Origin of the sequence: Nonomuraea mangrovi (assembly GCF_042681425.1) — a bacterium.
Taxonomy (GTDB): Bacteria; Actinomycetota; Actinomycetes; order Streptosporangiales; family Streptosporangiaceae; genus Nonomuraea; species Nonomuraea mangrovi.
In genome coordinates, this window is the sequence record NZ_JBHUFV010000051.1 from 101566 (window position 1) to 121963 (window position 20398).

General features: G+C 70.0%; 15 protein-coding genes. 10 read left to right on the top strand and 5 right to left on the bottom strand.

Annotated features, from left to right (window positions below):
• Nucleotides 1-141: 141 nt before the first annotated feature.
• The 5 genes from ACFSKW_RS34765 to ACFSKW_RS34785 all read right to left on the bottom strand — a co-directional run bounded on the left by ACFSKW_RS34765 (nucleotide 142) and on the right by ACFSKW_RS34785 (nucleotide 7040).
• Entirely contained in the window at nucleotides 142-2784 is a 2643-nt protein-coding gene (locus ACFSKW_RS34765) for a multicopper oxidase domain-containing protein (protein ID WP_379577118.1), read from the bottom strand.
• The gene (locus ACFSKW_RS34770; protein ID WP_379577120.1) at nucleotides 2781-3938 is read right to left on the bottom strand and encodes a hypothetical protein; all 1158 of its coding nucleotides are present in this window, start codon (nucleotides 3936-3938) and stop codon (nucleotides 2781-2783) included. The genes ACFSKW_RS34765 and ACFSKW_RS34770 overlap by 4 nt, the downstream gene beginning before the upstream one ends.
• A gap of 219 nt (nucleotides 3939-4157) precedes the next feature.
• On the bottom strand, nucleotides 4158-4319 hold the full coding sequence (locus tag ACFSKW_RS34775) for a hypothetical protein (RefSeq protein ID WP_379577122.1): 162 nt from the start codon (nucleotides 4317-4319) through the stop codon (nucleotides 4158-4160).
• 274 nt (nucleotides 4320-4593) lie between these two features.
• On the bottom strand, nucleotides 4594-6699 hold the full coding sequence (gene acs, locus ACFSKW_RS34780; RefSeq protein ID WP_379577124.1) for an acetate--CoA ligase: 2106 nt from the start codon (nucleotides 6697-6699) through the stop codon (nucleotides 4594-4596).
• Between the two features lie 53 nt (nucleotides 6700-6752).
• The gene (locus tag ACFSKW_RS34785) at nucleotides 6753-7040 is read right to left on the bottom strand and encodes a hypothetical protein (RefSeq protein ID WP_379577126.1); all 288 of its coding nucleotides are present in this window, start codon (nucleotides 7038-7040) and stop codon (nucleotides 6753-6755) included.
• 167 nt (nucleotides 7041-7207) lie between these two features.
• Between ACFSKW_RS34785 and ACFSKW_RS34790 the strand changes: the two genes are divergently transcribed.
• The 10 genes from ACFSKW_RS34790 to ACFSKW_RS34835 all read left to right on the top strand — a co-directional run bounded on the left by ACFSKW_RS34790 (nucleotide 7208) and on the right by ACFSKW_RS34835 (nucleotide 20334).
• A complete protein-coding gene (locus ACFSKW_RS34790; protein WP_379577128.1) occupies nucleotides 7208-7519 on the top strand; it encodes a hypothetical protein in 312 nt (103 codons plus the stop codon).
• Nucleotides 7520-7707: 188 nt separating this feature from the next.
• The gene (locus ACFSKW_RS34795) at nucleotides 7708-8700 is read left to right on the top strand and encodes a LacI family DNA-binding transcriptional regulator (protein WP_379577130.1); all 993 of its coding nucleotides are present in this window, start codon (nucleotides 7708-7710) and stop codon (nucleotides 8698-8700) included.
• Nucleotides 8701-8827: 127 nt separating this feature from the next.
• Nucleotides 8828-10297, top strand: a complete 1470-nt coding sequence (locus ACFSKW_RS34800; protein WP_379577132.1) for an FGGY-family carbohydrate kinase — start codon at nucleotides 8828-8830, stop codon at nucleotides 10295-10297.
• Nucleotides 10298-10320: 23 nt separating this feature from the next.
• Nucleotides 10321-11970 (top strand): hypothetical protein, encoded by a 1650-nt coding sequence (locus ACFSKW_RS34805; protein WP_379577134.1) that lies wholly within the window; start codon nucleotides 10321-10323, stop codon nucleotides 11968-11970.
• Complete coding sequence (locus ACFSKW_RS34810; RefSeq protein WP_379577136.1) at nucleotides 11967-13460, top strand: DUF4185 domain-containing protein; 1494 nt, start codon at nucleotides 11967-11969, stop codon at nucleotides 13458-13460. Before ACFSKW_RS34805 ends, ACFSKW_RS34810 begins: the two co-directional genes overlap by 4 nt.
• Nucleotides 13461-13506: 46 nt before the next feature.
• Nucleotides 13507-14580 carry a glycoside hydrolase family 172 protein gene (locus tag ACFSKW_RS34815; protein ID WP_379577138.1) on the top strand — a complete coding sequence of 358 codons (1074 nt, stop codon included), beginning with the start codon at nucleotides 13507-13509 and terminating at the stop codon, nucleotides 14578-14580.
• A gap of 142 nt (nucleotides 14581-14722) precedes the next feature.
• Complete coding sequence (locus ACFSKW_RS34820; protein WP_379577140.1) at nucleotides 14723-16045, top strand: extracellular solute-binding protein; 1323 nt, start codon at nucleotides 14723-14725, stop codon at nucleotides 16043-16045.
• A gap of 55 nt (nucleotides 16046-16100) precedes the next feature.
• Nucleotides 16101-17033 (top strand): carbohydrate ABC transporter permease, encoded by a 933-nt coding sequence (locus tag ACFSKW_RS34825; protein ID WP_379577142.1) that lies wholly within the window; start codon nucleotides 16101-16103, stop codon nucleotides 17031-17033.
• A complete protein-coding gene (locus ACFSKW_RS34830; RefSeq protein ID WP_379577144.1) occupies nucleotides 17030-17848 on the top strand; it encodes a carbohydrate ABC transporter permease in 819 nt (272 codons plus the stop codon). The genes ACFSKW_RS34825 and ACFSKW_RS34830 overlap by 4 nt, the downstream gene beginning before the upstream one ends.
• Nucleotides 17845-20334: a GH116 family glycosyl-hydrolase gene (locus tag ACFSKW_RS34835; protein ID WP_379577146.1), complete on the top strand. Its 2490-nt coding sequence runs from the start codon at nucleotides 17845-17847 to the stop codon at nucleotides 20332-20334. Before ACFSKW_RS34830 ends, ACFSKW_RS34835 begins: the two co-directional genes overlap by 4 nt.
• Nucleotides 20335-20398: the final 64 nt, after the last annotated feature.

The following is a 20398-nucleotide window of genomic DNA, read 5'->3' on the forward strand; positions in this document are numbered from 1 at the left end:
TGGTCCCACTCTCGGGTTCCGAAAGGCCCGAAGTCTGCCGGGACCGGGCCGGCGGCAGCACCACCGGCGACACCGTCAATTGCCCGCCGACCCACAGCGCCGCCGACAGCACGTGGGGGAAACGCACCCCCGTCCACCAGGTCACCGCGTGCCCACCGTGAACAGGCCGTGCGCGCCGGCCTCGGCGTGGCGCATCGTGTGGTCGACAACCGGGTAGCTGCCCGGCTCGGGGAAGACCAACTCGGCGAAGCCGCCCTGCGCCGGCGCCAGGTCCAGCACCTGCGCCCCGCCCGGATCGCCGGCGCGCAGCAGGTAGGCGCCCTCCTTGTAGACGGTGTCGAACGGCGTGCCGACGACGTGCAGCGCCGTACCGGAGCTCGGTCCGGCCGCCACGGCCCAGATCCGCACCCGCTCGCCGGCCTTGGCCGCCAGCGGGGCATGGTCGTAGCCGGCGGCGGTGCCGTTGAACATCCAGCCGTCGGGACGTCCCTCACGCAGTTTGACGACCTGGGCGTCGGTTCCCGGCTCACCGAGGTACAGCTCTCCGGAGACCAGCAGGTACTCGCGGTCGACACGTGCCAGGTCGGGCGGGTCGATGACCACCGCCCCGTACATGCCGTTCGCGATGTGCTGGCTCATCGGCATGGTCGAGCAGTGATACAGCCAGGCCCCGGCGTGCTCGGCCCGGAACCGGTAGGTTAGGCGCTGCCCCGGCTCGATGGTGCGCATCACCTTGTCGGGGGCGTTGGCGCCGGCGTGGAAGTCGATGCCGTGCCCCATGGTGCCGCCGTTGACGAACGTGACGGTGAACACGTCACCGACCCTGCCGCGCAGTACCGGTCCTGGCACGGTCCCGCCGAACGTCCACATCCGCTGCCGCACCCCGGGCGCGACCTCGACCACGCGGTCGTCGACGCGGATCTCAACGGCGTGCTCGCTGCCGCCGGGTGCGGGCCTCAGCGCCGCGTCGTACGGCTTCCACGTCGGCGACATCGGCGCGGCCAGGTCCAGCCCTGGCCGGCCGTCACCGGTCGCCGAGCTGTGCCCGGTGCCGGTCGGCGACTGCCCTGTGGCGCCGTGTGCCCCGTGCCCGACGCCGGTGCCATGGTCTGGACCGGCCACGGCACCGGCCGGGACGATGCGCATCGTCATGCCCGCGGCGCGGTGCCCTGCCACGGTGCACCAGCCGTCGACCGTCCCACCGAGCGGGGCGAGCCTCAGCGTGGCGCGCTGCCCTGCCGCCAGCGTCGGGGTGCGCTCGCCGGTGGCCAGCCGCAGGTCGTGCCGCTGGGCGTCGGTGTTGGTGACGCGCAGCGTCAGCACGGTGCCAGGCGGGGCCTCGATCACGGCCGGTCGCACGCGCATGCCCGACAGGGTCACCTCGACCGTTCTGGCGCCCGTGGCGGTGACGGTCTGTCCCGCCTGGGAGCCGCCGGCCGTCGCCACGACGACCGCGGCGGCCGTCAGCAGGCATCCGGCGGCCACTCCGGCCAGCACGGGCGAGGCGATCGCTCTGCCTGCCCGGGACGTCGGGTGCCCGGCGGCCCAGGTCCGGAGCAGCGCCGCCACGGCCAGCACGACGAACACCGCGGCCGGTGCCAGTACCAGCGCCCAGCCCAGCAGATTCAGCGGCTCCGGCACCGGCAGCGCCAGCAGCGGCACGCCGAGGTTGAACGCCGCCAGCCGGACCGGCCAGCCGCGTTCCAGCAGTGCCATGTTCTGCTTGAAACGGGCCGGTCCGCCGCCCAGCACGGCGGGGAGCAGGTGGAGCAGCGATCCCAGCAGCACCTGGGCGACGAACCCGGCCAGCACCAGCGGCAGCAGCGGTTCCAGCGCGGGGGCCACCGCGCTCGTCGGCCGGGTGGCGACGATCACCACGTCGGCTGTGAGAGTGATCTCGAACCAGACGACGCCGGCCCCCAGCATCCAGGCCGCGCCGGTGTGCGGGCGGCGTCGGCGCAGGGCCTCGGCCAGCGGTAGCAGCGCCGCGAGCGCGCCGGCCGCGTACGCCGCCAGTCCCGCCGCGGCGACCCAGCGTAGGTCCGCCAGCAGGCCGCCGGTCATCAGCACCAGGCCGGGTACGGCCAGCCGCAGGCCGGCGAGGGAGGCTCTGCGGGTCCGGTCCGACATGCGAGTGCGCAGCACCGTCGGCCAGAGCGTGAACAGGGTGCCGAGCACGGTCAGGCCGACCCAACCGAGCAGGTTCACCTGGGCGTGCGCGGCGTGCAGCCGCTCGTGCAGGAGACCGTGGCCGGCGGGGGAGACCAGCAGCCCGCCCAGGGCGGCGCCGGCTGCCAGCGCGCCGGCCGCGCACACGTACCAGGCGATGACGTGGCCGAACCGGCCAGGCAGCGCCCGCCGTACCATCCCGACCATGGCAGCGGCGTGCCACACCGCGACCGCCACGACCACGGCCGCTCCGCCCGCCGCCACCGGCCAGGGTCCGGCCGCCACCCCGAACAGCACGGCCACGGTGGCGGCGTTGAGCAGGCCCAGCCGGGTCAGGCTCCAGCGCGGCTCCGGGGTGCGGGCGCGCAGCAGCGCGATGGTGAAGTGCTCGCTCCAGATCAGGATGGCGGTGCTCACCGCCCCCAGCAGGAAGACGTGGACCAGCAGCCAGCGCGGCGCCGGCAGCGCTTCCCCCATCAAGGCGGCGGCGACCGTCAGGGCCAGCCAGGCCACCACCAGCGCGTTGGCCCGCAGATGCCAGGAGGAGCGGCGGCGCACGGGCACAGCGGGTCGTTCGGGCGGGCCCTTCTCGATATGTACCTCGACCGGTGTCACCGCGGTTTCCTTCCAGTCGTATGGCGGAGCGCCATTGCGGCGGCGCAGCCGGCGAACATGAGCAGGGCGACCTCGGCGAGCAGTCCCCCCACCGTGCGCATGCGGCCGGCGGCGGCGAGGTCGCCCCCCACGCGGACCGCCACGGATGCGTGCAGCAGCGCCACCGGCGCGTACAGCACCGGGTGGTACGGCAGGCGGATCCGCAGCACGGCGGGAAGGATCACCGGGGCGTGCCCGAACACCATCGACATGACGAAGCCCAGGAACAGCGCGTGCAGCGCCGCGTCGTACAGGTACGAGCCGGCCGCCAGGCCCGTGGTCGCCCACAGCGCTCCGGCCGTCGCCAGCCAGCCGTACCCGGTCAGCAGGCACACGGCCGCATACCGGGGCAGCCCCCGCCCGCGCACCGTACGCCGGGCGACGTCGTGCCAGGCCAGCCAGCCGGCCACCACCAGCAGGCCCGTCCCGGTGACCCGCGCGCCCGCGGCGGGCTGCCACACCGAGCAGGCAGCACCGGCGCCGAGCAGCGCAGCCGCGGCGGTCAAAGCGTGTGCCGCGCCGGGCCGCAGATCGCCCACGTGGGCCAGTTCCAGCCGCTCCCCGGCGATCGTCAGAACGTGGAAGGCGGCGAACCAGGCGACCAGCTCAGGCACCGGGCGGCCGGCCAGCCACAGCAGCCCACCGGCGTACCAGGCCAGCGCGCCGCCCAGCTGCATGAGCGTCTCACGGCTCAGCCGCCGCCGCAGCAGCGTCAGGTAGACCCCCGCCAGCCAGCCCGCGCCGGTGGTCAGCGCCAGCCGTCCTGGCAGCTCGGCGCCGGCGGCCAGGCAGAGCGCACCCAGCGCCGACAGCGCGGGGGCGAGGTAGCCCCACGATCGGCGCAGCGCCACCGCGCGTTCCAGACTGATCAGCGTGCCAAGGAAACCCAACGCCATCAGCGGCCCGTGCTCGCGGGTCAGCGCCTCGGGCGCGGGGGATGCGGGCAGCAAGAGTGCAAGACCCCCGTAGAGGCCGGCGAGCAGGGCGCAGGCGGCGCCGGCCAGCATGGGCAACCGCCCCACGGCCGGGCGGGCTCGCAGCCGCGCGGCGCTGGGACCCGGCTTCGGGAGCGGGCGGTGACTCGGGGAGCGCACCGTCGTCTGTTCTGCGGACACGACCGTTCTCTCCGCAAGTCGTCACGGGGGCTGGTTCGCTTCACGCTAATCGGCGGCGGCGCGTCGGGGATGGGGCCGAAGGCCGTCGTTCCAGGGACGAAAGTCCCTGGATGCCCGTGCTGACAGATCTCCGGCAGGAAAGAGCCGCAAGAACCGGCGGGCCCGCCGGACATGCCGGAGGCCGTCTACTCCCGGTGAGCTCGTGTCGGATCTGGACGGTCAGGTGGACTGGATGCGTCGGCCCGTGGCCTCCACCGCGGTGACGACCGTGCCCAGCAGCATCAGCGGTGGGGTGAACGCCTGCACCGCGGCATCGCCAGTGTCCCGCTCGCCTTCACACAGAGCTGACGAACCCCCGTCCATCGCCATGCTGGGCTGCAAGCCTGCGTATCCTCGCTTGATCAGTGGTGGCGACGTTCGACGGTGCGCTACCTGCGGGGCGCCGACGTCTCTTTGATCTACGTGGTGCCGCTCGGGTGGGAGACGGCCGCAAGATCGCCGGAAGGGGGGATAGAGGCAACCTCCAAAGACCGGGAAAGGATCACACAGGAATCGCGGGAAGCGATCCTCCCTGGGTTCACTCCACCCCGGACCGGCGCCATTCGTGAACCCCCTGACGCGGATCCCCCACCCGATCCGGGGGTCGGTGACAACCTCAGCCGCTCTGCCCGAAGGCGTTCAGCTCTTCCAGCTCCTCTGCTGACAGTTCGCGGGGTGCTTCCCCGCGTTCGCTCTTCGCGCGCTGGACCTGGTGGCGGATGTCGTCGACGATCTCCGGGTTGGCCAGCGTGGTGATGTCACCGACGTCAGCGAAGTTGGAGATCGACGCGATGACTCGGCGCATGATCTTGCCAGAGCGGGTCTTGGGCATGTCGGCGACGATCCACACGTTCTTCGGCCGGGCGATCTTGCCGATCTGGTTCTCGATCGACTCGACGACCTTCTCCTCTATCTCCTTGCTGCTGGTGATGCCGGGCTTGAGGGCGATATAGATTTCCACCGCCCGCCCGCGCAACTCGTCCATGACGGGGACGGCGGCCGCCTCGGCAACCTGTGCGACGGTGATGGCTGCCGATTCCAGCTCCTTGGTACCGAGCCGGTGCCCGGCCACGTTGATAACGTCGTCGATGCGGCCCAGGATGCGGAAGTAGCCGTCGGCGCCGAGCGTGGCGCCGTCCCCGGCAAGGTAGGGCCAGTCGCGCCAGTCCTTGCTTTCGGGATCGGTGTTGTACTTGCTGTAGTAGAGCTCGACGAACCGTTCGGGCTGGCCCCAGATCGTCTGGAAGATGCCGGGCCAGGGGTTGCGGATGCAGATGTTGCCCGCTGTCCCGCTGCCCGCTTCGATCACGTTGCGGTCCTCGTCGTAGATGACCGGGTAGATGCCCAGGACGCCGGGTCCGCAGCTGCCGGGCTTCATCGGATGGACGGCGGGCAGCGTGCTGGCCAGGAAGCCGCCGTTCTCCGTCTGCCACCAGGTGTCGACGATGACCGCTTCGCCCTTGCCGACGGTGTGGAAATACCATCGCCATACGTCCGGTTCGATCGGCTCACCGACGGTGGTCATGTGCTTGAAGCGGTAGCCGTACTTGTGCGGCTCGTCCGGGCCGAGCTTGCGCAGCATGCGGATCGCGGTGGGCGCGGTGTGGAAGATGGTGACACCGAGCTGCTCGGCGATGCGCCATGGGCGTCCCGCGTCCGGGTAGGTCGGCACGCCTTCGTAGATCACGCTGGTCGTCCCGAGGGACAGCGGGCCGTAGACGATGTAGGAGTGGCCGGTGATCCACCCGATGTCGGCCATACACCAGTAGGTGTCCTCGGGATGGATGTCCTGGTAGTACTTCGCGGTGCCGGTCACGTAGGCCAGGTAGCCGCCGGTGCTGTGCTGGCAGCCTTTGGGGCGGGCGGTGGTGCCGCTGGTGTACATGAGAAACAGCGGTGCCTCGGCGGGCATGGAGACGGGCTCGACCCGCTGCCGGTGGAAGGCTGCCAGCAGCTCGTCGACGAAGAAGTCACGCCCGGCCACCATGGGCGTCGGCGAGGAACTGCGGCCTGGGTAGCGGCGCCAGACGAGCACCTTGTCGACCTGGACGCCGAGCTTGCTCGCCGCCTCTACCGCCTCGTCGGCTTTGGCCTTGTGGTCGACCAGTTCGCCGTTGCGATGGTAGGCGTCCATCGTCACCAGGACGCGGCTGCCGGAATCGGCGATCCTGTCCCCGCACGCCACGCCACTGAAACCACCGAACACTTCCGAGTGGATCACACCGACGCGGGCGCACGACAACATGGAGACCGGCAGCTCGGGCACCATCGGCAGGTGGAAGGTGACACGGTCGCCGACGTTCAGCCCGCAGAAGTCGCGAAGGAGCGCGGCGAACTCGTTGACCCGCTGGTACAGCTCCTGGTAGGTGATCGCCTGCGTTTGCTCGGACTCCGGTTCGGGCACCCAGATGAGCGCGGCCTTGTTGCGGTCGATGGCCAGGTGCCGGTCGACGCAGTTGTAGCAGGCGTTCAGCCGCCCACCGACGAACCACTTCCAGAACGGCGGATTGGCTGTGTCCAGCGTGGTGTGCCAGTAGGTGTCCCAGTCCAGCAGGTCGGCGTATTCCTTGAAGCACTCGGGGAAATGCGCTTCGCTGAAACGCTCGATGATGACCGGATCAGAGGCGTTGGCCTGCCCGATGAACCTGCTCGGGGGCTGGTAGTACTCCTCCTCTCGCCAGTGCACGGCGATCTGGGACTCGGAGGGCTGCTGTGTCGTCATCGCTGAACCTCCGTTGAAACTAGGGCCGGCATCTGTCGCATCGTGATCAGCGGTCAGTCCTGCTCCAGCCAGCCGGCGCAGACGCCGAGTTCGTGCAGGGCCGCGCTGATCTCCGCCTGTCGGATGAAGGCCGCAGGGTCCTGACGCGCCAGCGATTCCCAGCACAGTGTGTCGGTCAGCGCCAAGGCTCGGCGTGCTACCAGCGTCAGGGCGATGATCGGCTGGGTCTCGGCCTCGTGGCGCAGCCGACCCACCGCCCGCGCGGACACGTCGTTCGCGGTGGCGGTCTGCAAGCGCCCCAAGAGCAGCGACAGTTCGCCGGCGAGGTACTGCTGTGTCATTCTGGCCGCACCTCCCAGTTACTGGGAGAACCTTCAGCCTAACTCCGCCGCCACGGCCGGATCAAAGCTCACCGTTCGACGGATAGGGCTGCTCGACGGATAGGGGTGCTGTGAGCGGGTCTTTCGCTGCGGCGGTCAGACAGCGGGCACGCCGGGCGAGCACGGCGTTGGAGACGGCCCGCCATGGCGATGACGCCGACGCGCTCGCGTTGGCCGAAGCCGAATGGGAGCACGTGACACGGCTGGCGCGCACCCACGGCATGACGATCGGCTCGCCCGAGGCCGGGCCAGGTGAGGCTGATCCGGTGACGGGGAGCGGGGCCATCTACGAGACCCACTTCAATGAGCATCGCCCGTATCGCTCCCTGGGCCAGGCCGCTCCGCTGCGAGCCCTTACCGACCCGGTCGAGGGCGATATCAAGGTCATCCGACGTGACCGCCTCGGCGGGCTGATCCACGAATACGCGCAGGTCGCATAGGGCGGCCGAGTTCTTGGCACCCGCAACCTCCGGCGACCCCGGGCCCGCTGAGGACCTCCGGCACCTCCGCGTCCCGGGCCCGATGGGGCCGCACGGGGCCTCCCCAAGTCCCGGAGAGCGCACGGATCTGCTGTGAGGAATCGATTGCAGCTACTCTTTCCCTCCAGAGGATCCGAAACGGGGACAGGATGACGACGATCTACGATGTGGCTCGGCACGCGGGGGTGTCCGCCGCGACGGTCTCGCGGGTGGTGAACGGCCGGCCGAACGTGGATCCGGTGCTGGCCGAGCGGGTCAGGCGGGCCCTGACCGAGCTCGAGTACCGCCCCAACGCCGTGGCCCGCAACCTGCGCAAGAGCCGGACCACGCTGTGGGCCGTCATCATCTCCGACGTGGGCAACCCGTTCTTCACCGCGATGGTCAGGGGCGTGGAGGACGTCGCTCAGAAAGCCGGTTTCTCGGTCGTGCTGTGCAACAGCGACGAGGACCCCGCCAAGGAGGGCAAGTACGTCTCCGCCGCGCTGGACGACCAGATGGCCGGTGTGATCATCTCACCGTCCGGGCGGGCCACGCATGTCAACCGGCTGGTCGACGCCCGGGTGCCGGTGGTGGTCATCGACCGGCAGCTGCGCGGCATCGCCGTCGACACCGTGCTGGTGGACAACGAGCACGGCGCCGAGCTGGCCACCGCTCACCTCATCGACTCGGGGTACGAGCGCATCGCCTGCATCACGGGGCCGCGCAGGCTGTCGACGGCCGCCCAGCGGCTGCGCGGCTACCAGCGTGCGCTGCGCGGGCACCGCCGTGCCGTACGGGAAGAGCTGATCAGATATGCCGACTTCCGGGAGGAAGGCGGATATGCGGCGATGGAGGCGTTGCTGCGGCAGGACTCCCCGCCGGACGCCGTGTTCGCCGCCAACAACCTGATGACGGTCGGCGCCGTGGAGTGCCTGGTCGACCAGGGGGTGCGCATCCCCGAGGAGGTCGGCGTGGTCGGCTTCGACAACATCCCGTGGGCGCATCTGGTCAGGCCGTCGCTGACGACCGTGGGGCAGCCCACCTACGAGCTGGGCCGTACCGCCGCCCTGCTGCTGGCCGAGCGGATCGCCGAGCCGTCCCGCCCGGCCAGCAGCGTCACCCTGCACACCCAGCTGCACGTCCGCGAGAGCTCCCGCCGCTGACCCCATCGACTGTCGCTGCACCAGCGAACTGTCGCTGACCCCAGCGAACTGCCGCCGACACCATTGACTCAGGTGGCTGCGTTCATTACCTTCTGGGCAATCAGCAATCGATTTCTCAGGGGTGCGCATGTCTGTGCCCGTCGTGCTCGGGGTCGACATCGGGACGTCCAGCAGCAAGGGAGTGCTGGTCGGCCTGGACGGCACGCTGATGCGGTCAGCGGTCCGTGAGCACGCGGTGGACTGCCCCGGCCCCGGGCGCTTCGAGATGGACGGGCGGCTCTGGTGGGAGGAGTTCCGCGAGCTGGCCCGCGAACTGGGCCAGGACGCCGAGGTGGTCGCGGTCGGGGTGAGCGGGATGGGGCCCTGCGTCCTGCTCGCCGACTCCAACGACCTCCCGGTGCGGCCCGCCATCCTCTACGGCGTCGACACCCGCTCCACCGCCCAGATCGCCAGGCTCGAACGCGAGCTCGGAGCGGAGGAGATCCGCAGCAGGGGCGGCTCCGACCTGTCGAGCCAGGCGGCGGGCGCGAAGATCGCATGGGTGGCCGACGAGGAGCCCGAGCTCTACTCGAAGGCGCGGCGGCTGTACATGCCCAGCTCGTGGCTGGTGCGCAGGCTCACCGGGGCGTACGTGCTCGACCACCACTCGGCCAGCCAGTGCACGCCGCTCTACGACGTCGGCCGCCTCGACTGGCACCGGCCGTGGGCGGACACGATCGCGCCGGGCATCGAGCTGCCCCCGCTGCGCTGGCCGGGCGAGCCCGCGGGGACGCTCACCCGGCAGGCCGCCCGGGAAACCGATCTCCCGGAAGGCATCCCCGTGATCATCGGGACGGTCGACGCCTGGGCCGAGGCGCTCAGCGTCGGCGCCCACCACCCGGGCGATCTCATGCTCATGTACGGCACGACCATGTTCCTGGTCCACACCACGCCGGAACACCGGACCTGGCCCGGCCTGTGGGGGACCGTCGGCGCCCTGCCCGGCACCTACAACCTGGCCGGCGGCATGGCCACCTCCGGCGCGATCACCGCCTGGCTGCGCGACCTGTTCGGCGGCGCCTACCAGGAGCTGCTCCAGGAGGCCGACGCGTCCGGCATCGGCGCCAACGGGCTGCTGATGCTGCCCTACTTCGCCGGAGAGCGCACCCCGGTCATGGACCCCCAGGCCAGAGGCGTGATCGCCGGGCTCACCCTCTCCCACACCCGAGGCGACCTCTACCGGGCGGCGCTGGAGGCCACCGGCTTCGCCGTACGACACAACATCGAGACCATGCGGGCGGCCGGTGGCGACATCCGGCGCATCGTCGCCGTCGGCGGCGGCACCCAGGGCGGTCTGTGGACGCAGATCGTCTCCGACATCACCGGCACACCCCAGGAAGTGCGCGCCACCTCGATCGGAGCCTCGTACGGCAGCGCCTTCCTGGCCGCCCGGCTCGTCGGTGAGGCGTCGATCGACACGTGGAACCCCGTCCGGCACCTGGTGACCCCGCGGCCGGACGCGGTCACCCAGTACGACCAGCTCTACCGCCTCTACCGGCAGCTCTACCCGAGCACGGCCGGCATCGCGCACGCCCTGGCCGGCCGTCAGCATCGTTGATCCCCCCACGTGAAGGGCAGCCCATGTACCGATTCCCCGAGCTCATCGAACCGCCCGCGGCGGAGCCCGGCGTCGTCTACACCGTAGCCAGCGGCGACCTGCGTCAGGGCGCCAACCAGACCTGCTGGCCGGTGCAGGAGAAACTGGAGAACGATCTCGCGGCCACGCTGCGCGACCTGGGCTGGTCGGTCCGGCGTGGCCACGACGTCGATCCCGCCAAGGGACACGGCTTCATCGACAGCCAGCGGGCCGGCATCGAGGTGTTCAAGGGCCTGCCGCCGGACGCGCCGCTGATCGTGGTGGAGGCGGTCTGGCAGTACAGCCACCACGTGCTGGCCGGGCTGCGCAGCCACCGCGGACCGATCCTCATCGTGGCCAACTGGAGCGGTCAGTGGCCGGGCCTGGTCGGCCTGCTGAACCTGGCCGGCAGCCTGACCAAGGCGGGCAGGCCGTACTCGGTGCTGTGGAGCGAGGACTTCACCGACGAGTGGGCCAGGCACGGGCTCAAGACCTGGCTGGAGAGCGGCGAGCTGACCCACGACACCAGCCACGTCACCAGGCTCGGCGAACTGCCCTCGACCCCCGAGTCCGAGCTGGGCCGGGCGCTCGCCCGCCGGCTCGCCACGGAGAAGGCGATCATCGGCGTCTTCGACGAGGGCTGCATGGGGATGTACAACGCCATCATCGACGACGAGTTGCTCAACCCGCTGGGCATCTACAAGGAGCGGCTGTCGCAGAGCGCGCTCGTCGCCGAGATGCACCGAGTCGGCGACGCCGAGGCGCTCGCGGTGCGCGCGTGGCTCGACGAGGCGGGCCTGACCTTCCACACCGGCGCCGACGAGGCCACCGAGCTGACCGAGTCGCAGCTGATCAGCCAGTTCAAGATGTACGTCGCGGCGCTGCGCATCGCCGACGACTTCGGCCTGGACGCCGTGGGCATCCAGTACCAGCAGGGCCTCAAGGACGTGGTCCCGGCCAGCGACCTGGTGGAGGGGCTGCTCAACAACGTCGAGCGCCCGCCGGTGCGCAGCCGCGACGGCTCCCGCGAGCTCTACGCCGGCCGTCCGCTGCCGCACTTCAACGAGGTGGACGAGGGGGTCGCGGTCGACTCGCTGATCACCAACAGGGTGTGGACCGCGATGGGCCTCGACCCGGCCACCACGCTGCACGACATTCGGTGGGGCGAGGAGTACGAGGGGCGGTTCATCTGGGTTCTGGAGATTTCGGGGTCGGTGCCGGCGTCGCACAACGGCGGTTACGACAAGTCGTGGAGCATGCGGCAGCCGCCGATGTACTTCCCCCTCGGCGGCGGCACGCTGAGCGGCGTCTCCAAGCCCGGCGAGATCGTCTGGTCGCGGGTGTTCATCATGGACGGCGAGCTGCACGTCGACCTCGGCCGGGCGAGCGTGGTGGAGCTGCCGGAGGAGGAGACCAGGCGCAGGCTCGACGCCACCACCCCGCAGTGGCCGATCATGCACGCGGTGCTGCACGGCGTCACCCGCAACCAGTTCATGGCCCGCCACCGGGCCAACCACCTCAACGTGGCCTACGCCCACGACGCGGACAGCGCCGACAGGGCGCTGGCGGCCAAGGCCGCGGCCTTCGCCGAGCTCGGCGTGCACGTGCACCTGTGCGGAATCTCCGCGCCAGTCCCAGGAGGGGAAGAGCGGTGAAGCTCTTACGCGTCCCGATCGTCATGGTTCTGCTGTCCGGTCTGGTGTCGGCCGGACCCGCCCAGGCTTCGTCGGCCCACTCACCGGCCATCGTGGTGAGCAAGATGACCGGGCCGGGCTCCGTCAGCGCCACCGACACGAACTGGAAGATCAAGGCCACCGATCTCGGCGTCATGTGGGACAACGGCAGCGGCGAGATCCTCGCCGCGTTCGGCGACACGTTCGGCGACACCTGGCAACCTCCTGGCGCCAACGGCGATGACTGGCGCAGCCAGGTGCTCCTGCGCAGCACGGACCGCAACCTCGCCGACGGCATGTCGTTCAGCAGCGCGGCCACCGACGCTCCCGGCCACGCCAAGGAGCTCATCCCGAGCAAGAAGATCGACGGTGACGAGATCACCGTGATCCCCACGGCAGGCGTGTCGGTGGGGACGCGGCAGTACCTCGCCTACATGTCGGTACGGCACTGGGGCGAGCCCGGAGTCTGGACCACGAACCACTCCTCGATCGCCTACTCCGACGACAACGGCCAGAACTGGGTCACCGGCGGCCCCCGATGGGACAACCTCGGCGGTGACAACCACTTCCAGATGGCGGCGTTCGTCCGGCGTGACGGCTTCGTCTACATGTACGGCACGCCGAACGGCCGCAACGGCGCCGCCTACCTGGCCAGGGTCCCCGAGGCCGCCGTGCTGGACAAGGCCGCCTACCGGTACTGGACGGGAAGCGCCTGGCAGCCGGGCCCTGACACGCTGGCCACCCCGGTGGTCGCGGCGCCCGTGTCTGAGTTGTCGGTGCAGTTCAACGCCTTCACCGGCAGGTGGCTGATGACCTATCTGAAGGGCAGCGACGTGGTGCTGAGGACCGCTCCCGCGCCCACCGGTCCGTGGAGCGGCCCCGCGGTGGTGGCCGGCTTCGCCGACTTCCCCGGCCTGTACGGCGGCTTCATGCATCCCTGGTCGTCGGGGCCGAACCTGTATCTGGCGCTGTCGGAGTGGACGCCGTACAACGTCTATCTGATCCGCGTCACGCTGAACCGCGACGGAAGCATCACCAACCCGAACCTCGTCCGGGATCCGAGCTTCGAACGCCAGACCACGGGCACGGTGTCAGCGCCGTGGGCGGTGCACGGCAACGGCGGCATCGACCAGGCGACTTGGGCCTTCACCGCGGATCGCAACGGCTTCGTCAGGTACGACCGCGGCTGGCACGACCTGCACCAGACCGTCCCCGTCACCCCGCACACGGCCTACACGCTGAGCGGCTGGCTCAGGACCTCGCCCGACAACGACAACGGGTTCTTCGGCGTGCGCAACCCGGGCGGCCCGCCGTTCGCCGAGGTCAACTTCGGGGCCGTCGGCGGCTGGACGAAGTTCACCGTCACCTTCAACAGCGGCAGCCGCAGCTCCGTCGAGGTCTTCGCCGGAATCTGGACCGACAACGGCGACATGTGGCTCCAACTGGACGACTTCGCCCTGACCAGGACCTGAACTCGTCGACGTAACAGTCATCATCTCGCTTCTCATAGGAGGACCCGTGACCTACGGTCAGCACGGCAGCAGCCTGCGCGACCTTCCGCGCCTGCGTTCGCACCGCCGCAGGAGGGCGTCGAGCTGGGACCGTTCGGGCGGCAACGACGACCGTGTGACGGTCGCGCCGGGGGAGACGGTCACCCTCGCCGACATCCGTGGCGCCGGCTCGATCAACCACATCTGGATGACCGTGGCGCCCCGCGATCCCGGAACGCCCGAGACCCACGACCGGGACTTCCTCCGCAAGCTCGTCCTGCGGGTCTTCTGGGACGATAACGAGCACCCCAGCGTGCTCGTGCCGCTGGGCGACTTCTTCGGCATGGGCCACGCCCGCACCGCCAACTTCGTCTCGGCCCCGCTCCAGATGAGCCCGCAGGACGGCAAGGCCTTCAACTGCTGGTTCCACATGCCGTTCGGCAGCCGGGCCAGGTTCGAGCTGACGAGCGAGTGCGAGGAGGAGGTGCTCTGGTTCTACTACTACATCGACTACGACGAGTTCGACGAGCTCGGTGAAGGGCTGGGCCGCTTCCACGCCCAGTGGCGGCGCGAATGCCCCGCTGACGGTCTCGACCAGGGGCAGATGTCCAACGCCGAATACCTGTTCGGCGGGACCAACCTCGACGGCGACGGCAACTACGTCATCCTCGAGGCCGAGGGCCGCGGCCACTACGTCGGCTGCGTCCTGAACGTCACCAACCTCCGCCGCACCTCCGACTGGAATTGGTACGGCGAGGGCGACGACATGATCTTCATCGACGGCGAGGCGTTCCCGCCGAGCCTGCACGGCACAGGGACCGAGGACTACTTCAACACCGCGTGGTGTCCCAGCCAGCCCTACCACGCCCCCTACCACGGGCTCACCCTGCAGGGCGGCGAGAACTGGTCGGGACAGATCTCGATGTACCGCTTCCACATCGAGGACCCGGTGCCGTTCACCACCTCGATCAAGGTCACCATCGAGCACGGCCACGCCAACCGCCGCCAGGACGACCTGTCCTCGGTCGCCTACTGGTACCAGGAACTCCCGCACCGGCCGTTCACGCTCCCACCCGTGAGCGCGCGGCTGCCCATCTTGTGATCACCCGGGCCGCGCGCTTCCCGCACCCGGCGCCGTTCCTACACCGGCGGCCGGGTGTCCTCCAACCTGTCGCTCTGCGAGCCGTACCTCGATCCGCGGCGCATCGACAGGGCTCACCCCCCACGTCACCGAAGGAGACGACGTGCGCACACAACTCATCCGGCTGATCGCGGCCGTGGCCGGCACCGCGGTACTGGCCGTCGGCTGCGGGTCGGGCGGCACGGGCCAGGGCGCGGCAGGCGGCAAGGCCGAGATCACGCTGTGGCAGCAGAAGTTCACCGACCAGGAGGACACCTGGTACAAGAAGGCGGTCGCCGCGTTCAACAAGTCGCAGGACAAGGTCGTGCTCAAGCACGTGATCGTGCCGGCCGACGTGTGGGACCAGAAGATGAAGGCCGCCCAGGCCGCCGGCAAGGCGCCCGACGTCTACACCGTCAACTACAGCAAGGTGCCCGGCTTCGCCCGCACCGGTCAGATCCAGGCGCTCGACCCGCTCATCCCGGCCGACAAGTGGGCCGGGCTGCAGGAGTCGGTGGTCGGCTCGGTGGAGCACAAGGGCAAGAAGTACGGCTACCCCATGCTGGTCGAGCCCTCGGCGGTGCTCTACTACCGCAAGGACCTGTTCGCCAAGGCAGGGCTCGACCCGAACAAGCCGCCGGCCACCTGGCAGGAGCTCATCGACTACGGCAAGAAGCTGACCACCAAGGACGTCGCGGGTGTCGTCACCGCCGCCAACCAGATCGACATGGCCTGGTCGAGCTGGGGTCTGCAGTGGAACGCCGCCGGGCACCTGCCGATCAGCGACGACTGGTCCACCCCGCAGGCGACCGACGCGAAGTACAAGCAACTGCTGCAGGTCTACCAGACGCTGTACCAGCAGGGGATCATGCCCAAGCAGCCGCTGGCGCCCTATGCCGACGCCAACCCGCTGGGCCAGGGCAAGACCGCGATGATGGTCTGCGGTTCGTGGGCGGCCAGCGTGTTGCTCCAGGACTACCCGAAGCTGGTCGCCAACATCGGCGCCGCCGCGCTGCCCTCCTTCGACGGCGATACCACCAAGCCCACCGCCACGCTCGGCGGCTGGACGCTGGTCGTCGACGCCAAGTCCAAGAACGCCAAGGCCTCGGCCGACTTCGTCTCCTGGCTGCTGGCCGGCGACCCCACGCTGCTGGTCGAGTTCTTCAAGAACACCAAGTTCTCCAAGTACTCGCCGCGGGCGGCCGTGGCCGACGCGATCAAGAACGACCCGGCCGCGGCGGACAACCCCTGGGCCCGGACGATCGAGGAGCAGGTCGTGAAGTACGCCAAGCCGGAGCCCGCCTACGACTGGGCCATCAGCCTGGCCTTCGGCAAGGCCATCGAGAAGGCGCTGCAGGGCAAGGACATCGACCAGGCGCTCCAGGCGGCCGACGCCGAGATCAAGGACGTGATCGCCAAGAACAACCTGGCCGGACAGGGTTCCTGACGAGTGAGCCCGCTGCCGGTCCCGCACAGGACCGGCGGCGGAGAAAGGAGCGCCCGTGGCTGTCACGTCACTGCGGGCCGCACGCGTGGAACGCCGCGCCGGCGTCCGCGCCCGCCCGAGGCGGGAGAGCAGGGCGGCGTTCATCATGCTGGCGCCGCTGCTCGTCCTTCTCGCGGTCTTCGTGATCTGGCCGCTGATTCACGCGGTCTACATCAGCTTCTTCACCTGGAGCTTCTACGACCCTGCGGTGTTCGTCGGGCTGACGAACTACATCAACGTGGTCACCGACGAGGAGTTCGTCAACTCGGTGGTGCGCGGTCTGCTGTTCTCCGCCATGGTGGTCCCCGTCCAGGTCACGATCGCGTTCGTCTTCGCCAACCTGGTCAAGACGGTCAGCCGCCGGATGGCCGCCGTCATGAAGGTGACGATCTACGTCCCGGCCGTGATCTCCGAGGTGATCGCCGCCATCGTGTTCGCGCTCATCTACACCCATCGCGGCGGCCTGCTGAACTGGTTCCTCGACTTCTTCGGCATCGAGGCGATCCCCTGGCTCGGCGACACCGCCACCGCGCTGCCGGCGGTGGCGATCCCGGCGATCTGGATCGGCATGGGCGTGGCGTCCCTGATCATGCTGGCCGGCCTGCTCGACATCCCGGAGGCGTACTACGAGTGCGCCTCGCTGGACGGGGCGGGGCCGTGGACCAAGATGTGGCGGATCACGCTGCCGCTGATGAAGAACGTCATCCTGTTCCTGCTGGTCACCGGCTTCGCCGCGTCGCTGCAGTTCCTCATCCTGCCGTGGCTCATGACACAGGGCGGGCCGGTGAACTCCACCAACCTGCCGAACCTGTTCATCCTCCAGCACTTCAACACCGACCTGTACGTCGGCTACTCGATCGCCGCGGCGCTGCTGCTGTTCGGCGTGCTCGGCGCGGTGTCGGCGGTCATCTTCCGGCTGGTCAGATCAGAGAAGGCGATGGACGCATGAGAGGCGCGCTCGGCTGGATCACCCGGTACGGCCTGGCCGTGGCGATCATCGTCGCCGCGCTGTTCCCCCTGGCCTGGCTGGCGGTGGCAGGCTTCAAGGCCAAGACCGAGGTGGTGGCCACCCCGTTCCAGTTCTTCCCCGAGGTGTGGCACTGGGACAACTACGCCCGGCTGCTGGCCGACGAGGCGTTCGTGCGCGCGCTCGGGGTGACCTTCGCCGGGGCCGCCCTGTTCGCGGCGCTGAGCCTGGTGGTCAACGCGCTCGGCGCCTACGCCTTCGCCCGGCTGGAGTTCGCGTTCAAGCGGACGATCTGGGCCATCGTGATCACCACCATGTTCATCCCCGGCATCGCGATCATGCTGACCTCGTTCATCGTGGTCACCGAGCTGGGCATGCTGGACAGCATGGCGGTCCTGGTGGTCCCCGGCGCGGCCTCGGCCGTCCAGGTCTTCTTCCTGCGCCAGTTCTTCCTGGCGGTGCCGACCGCCCTCGAGGAGGCGGCGCAGCTCGACGGCGCGGGGCCGTGGCGGACCTTCCGCCACATCTTCGTCCCGCTGTCCAAGGGCGCGTTCGTGGTGGTCGGCGCCACCTCGTTCCTGCTGTTCTGGAACTCCTACGTCTGGCCGGTGCTCACCATCACCGACCCTGAGCTGTTCCCGATCCAGCAGTACCTGGCCACCTTCCGCTCCGAGAGAACCAGCGAGCAGGGCCTGCTCATGGCCGGATCCACACTGGCCGCCCTGCCCGTCGTCATCCTGTTCCTGATCTTCCAGCGGCACATCATCCGCGGCGTGCGCATCTCGGGACTCAAGTGAACGCCAACCTCGGCAACGCCCGGCCGATACCCCACGACGAGGGCAGGCATGTCGCCATGCCCCTGGGCGGGATCGGCACCGGCAATCTGGCAATCTGCGCCGACGGCGCGCTCCGGCAGTGGCAGCTGCAGAACGTCGGCAACCATCGCGGCGCCCTGCCGTACACCTTCTTCGCCCTGCGGGTGAGCACGTGGGAGCCGCCCGCGAACGAGGTGTTCGTCCTGCAGGCGCAGGCTGTCGACGCCCCGGCGACGCCGCTGGTCGACGACGACCATGTGCCGGAGTGGCAGCGCGAGCTGCTGCGCAGGCATCGGGGGGCGGCCGGGACGACCTTCCGCGGGCTCTACCCCTTCGCCCACGTGGAGTACCACGGGCTGCCCGTCGAGGTCGGGCTGGAGGCGTTCAACCCGCTGATCCCGCTGGACGTGGACGACAGCTCGCTGCCCGCCGCGCTGTTCACCTTCACGATCGCCAACCCGGGGCCGCTTCCCGCGCAGGTGTGGCTGGCGGCGGCCGTGCAGAACCCGGTCGGGCACGACGGCACCACCCCTGTCGACGGCGTGCGCGCGCTCGGCTACGGCGGCAACACCAACCGGGTGCGCCGCGAGCGCGGGTGGACCTCGCTGGTCATGGACAACACCGCGATCGACCCGGCGGCGCCCGGCGCCGGTCAGGCGGTGCTGGCCGTGGACGCGGCGGATGTCGCCGCGCTGCCGCAGTGGACGCATCCGGACGAGTTCCTCGCCTTCCTGGCCGGGCGCGCGGTCTACGCCGACGCCGAGAAGGCGCGGCACGCGCCGTGGCCGGCGGACTACCAGGGCAGCGGGCCGCAGCAGGGGTACGGCCCCAGCCCGGCCGGTCAGACGTGGAACGGGGGCGTGGTCGCCCCGATGATCCTCCAACCCGGCGAGTCCCGAAATATCCGGATTTGTCTGGCGTGGTATTTCCCCAATCGCTACGCGAACTTCGTGCAGTTCGGGCCGCCGAACCCGCAGTGGGGGCCGACCAGGTTCTGGCTGGGCAACGCCTACGCGACCAGGTTCGCCGACGCCGTCGACGTCGCAGGACACGTGCGCGAGCAGTGGGCGCGGCTGCGTGACACGTCGCTGAGCTGGGTGGACACGCTGGCCGGCAGCAGTCTGTCCCCGACCGCGGTCGAGCACCTGGCCGCGCAGGCGGCGATCCCACGCAGCCCGTCCTGCTTCCGCACGGCCGACGGCGCGTTCTTCGGCTTCGAGGGAGTCCTCGGGGCCTCGACCGTGATGTGGTCGGGCGACGTCGGCGGCTCCTGCCCGCTCAACTGCACCCACGTGTGGAACTACGCGCAGGCGGTGGCCAGGCTCTTCCCATCGCTCGAAAGGAGCATGCGCACCACCGAGTTCGACGTCATGCAGGCACCGGAGGGCTACCTCCCGCACCGGGTGATCGCGCCCACCTACCTGCGCCAGCTCTGGGAGGTGCCCATCGGCGGCCCGGTCGAACCCGCACTCGACGGCATGCTCGGCACGATACTCAAGACCTACAGAGAGGTACGGCACGGCGCGGACTGGCTGGAGCGGTACTGGCCGCAGGTCAAGCGCCTGCTGGCCCATGTCAGGGAGAAATGGGACCCGGACGGCAGCGGTGTGCTGCGTGGCGTCCAGCCTTCCACCCACGACATCGACCTGTGCGGGCTCAACCCGTTCATGGGCACGCTCTGGCTGGCGGCGCTGCGCGCCGCGGAGGAGATGGCGATCCTGATGGGGGAGCCCGCCATGGCGGCGGAGCTGCGCGAGCTGTTCACCAAGGGCGGCGCGCGCTACGACGAGGCGCTGTTCAACGGGGAGTACTACGCGCAGGTGCTGGAGGAGGGCGACTCCGCCGAGTTCCAGTGGCTGGAGGGCTGCCTGGCCGACCAACTGATCGGCCAGTGGTGGGCGCACCAGCTCGGCCTCGGCCACGTGCTGCCGCGCGAGCACGTGGTGAGCGCGCTGCGCGCGGTCGTCAGGCACAACCTGCGTACCGGGTTCGACGGCTTCGGCCACCCGTACCGGGTGTTCGCCGACGGCGCCGACACCGGCCTGCTCATGTGCACCTGGCCGCGCGGCGGAAGGCCGCGGGTGCCGACCCGCTACTGCGACGAGGTGTGGACCGGCAGCGAGTACCAGGTCGCGGCCCACTGCCTGTGGGAGGGGCTGGAGGAGGAGGCCGGCGCGATCCTCGACGGGGTGTGGGCCCGATACGACGGCCGGCGGCGCAACCCGTACAACGAGATCGAGTGCGGCGACCACTACGTGCGCGCCATGGCCGGCTGGTCGGTGCTCGACGCGCTGGCCGGCGCCACCTACGACGCCGCCACCCAGCGGCTCACCGTGACGCCCCGCGGGCACGGACGGTGGCCACTGCTGCTTCCGACGGGATGGGGGACCCTCATCCGCGACGACGACGGCGTTCGCGTCTCATGCTCCCACGGGGACCTGAAGATTCATGTACAGGAGTGTTCGTGATTGCCGGCCTCTGAGTGATGAGGCACGGGATCGCGGTGATGCTGGTCGGCCGCTATGAGATGCT

Excerpts from the sequence above, each read along its gene's own strand:
- ACFSKW_RS34830 (WP_379577144.1), top strand. The coding sequence starts at position 17,030 with ATGAGAGGCGCGCTCGGCTGGATCACCCGGTACGGCCTGGCCGTGGCG.
- ACFSKW_RS34785 (WP_379577126.1), bottom strand. The coding sequence starts at position 7,040 with ATGACACAGCAGTACCTCGCCGGCGAACTGTCGCTGCTCTTGGGGCGC.
- ACFSKW_RS34795 (WP_379577130.1), top strand. The coding sequence starts at position 7,708 with ATGACGACGATCTACGATGTGGCTCGGCACGCGGGGGTGTCCGCCGCG.
- ACFSKW_RS34805 (WP_379577134.1), top strand. The coding sequence starts at position 10,321 with ATGTACCGATTCCCCGAGCTCATCGAACCGCCCGCGGCGGAGCCCGGC.
- acs (WP_379577124.1), bottom strand. The coding sequence starts at position 6,699 with ATGACGACACAGCAGCCCTCCGAGTCCCAGATCGCCGTGCACTGGCGA.
- ACFSKW_RS34800 (WP_379577132.1), top strand. The coding sequence starts at position 8,828 with ATGTCTGTGCCCGTCGTGCTCGGGGTCGACATCGGGACGTCCAGCAGC.